At 59.9% G+C, this 1,147-nt stretch carries 1 protein-coding gene and 1 pseudogene; both read left to right on the top strand.

Annotation, left to right across the window (positions count from 1 at the left end; translation table 11 throughout):
- A pseudogene (locus tag EOA29_RS37260) lies at positions 1–352 on the top strand (oxidoreductase); the annotation flags it as partial.
- A gap of 488 nt (positions 353–840) precedes the next feature.
- Positions 841–1,047: a DUF680 domain-containing protein gene (locus tag EOA29_RS37255; RefSeq protein WP_126090674.1), complete on the top strand. Its 207-nt coding sequence runs from the start codon at positions 841–843 to the stop codon at positions 1,045–1,047.
- Positions 1,048–1,147: the final 100 nt, after the last annotated feature.

Here is a 1,147-nt window from a genome sequence, read left to right as displayed (position 1 = left end):
GGCGATGGTGCGCCACCGCGGCTCGCAAAAACCGGCCGCGCCGATCGCGCTGGTGTTTTCGGCGAGGGTCTGGGACGAGGTGGTCTTCCGCGACGAATTGATCCGCCTCGACGACCGCCGCGACGGCTTCGATCTTGTGCTGACGCTGACTCGCGAGCAGGCCCGCCGCCCGGCGGACTATTCCCGGCGCGTCGACGCAAAGATGATGGCGCAAGCCATGGAGCGGCTGCCAAAGGCGCCGAGGCTCGCCTATGTCTGCGGCTCGAACGCGTTCGTGTCGGCTGCCGCCGAGGCCCTGATCGATGCCGGCGTTCCGGCAGGAATCATCCGCACCGAGCGCTACGGGGTGTGAACGCTCGCCGTCTCTCTGATCGCTCGGGTTTGCCGCGCCAGGTCGCATCGGACTCCGCTTGCTTTATCCGGCCATCCTGCAACGCCGATTTCTCTCTCCTTGCCGATGTCGGCAATGCTTCCAAAGCGGGTCCTGATCAGCCTCGCGGTGGTTAACAGTATCGAAAAGTGACTATTAGGAGATTCTAAAATCGAACCGAACGGTTCGTTTCTGTTGACGGTGCGTGCAAGAGGGGTGAACATTGGTGGTCGGACACACTTGGTGAGCCAAATGAAGAAATAACTTAAGCATCTGAATTGGTTTAAGAAAAATCTGATTGTAGGAACGCTTTTTGCAATTTCAAGGTGCGGATTCATGGTCCAGCCGGAACAACTTCGTGATTGGAATCCGGCAGCCGGCTTTCCCACATCGGGCCTGTCCGAACGACGCGATTTCATTCCCAAGACACGCCGCTAGACGGACGGAAGAAAGATACTGGAGTACCAAAAATGAAAAAGATTGTTCTCACTGCCGCCGCCGTTCTGGCCATTTCCGGCAGCGCCTTCGCCGCGAGCGACAACTACGGTTCCAATGGCGCCAATCAGCCGGCTGCCGCGGTCGACACGTCCTACACGGCTTCGGTCAAGAAGTCGGAGCCGGCTGCTCAGCAGCCTGTCACCCAGGGCGCTGACCGCAACCTCTTCGGCAACAACTAACAGCCGAAGCACGGCCATGATCCGGATCTGAGGGGGTCTGGTCGAGAGCGGATCGGCGGCGGGTTTCGCCCGCCGCCTCCCAATGCATGCCGACCAAAAG

Source organism: Mesorhizobium sp. M1E.F.Ca.ET.063.01.1.1, assembly GCF_003998155.1.
GTDB lineage: Bacteria > Pseudomonadota > Alphaproteobacteria > Rhizobiales > Rhizobiaceae > Mesorhizobium.
The sequence above is the reverse complement of the archived record's forward strand: the minus strand, read 5'-3'. Positions and strand labels throughout refer to the sequence as shown.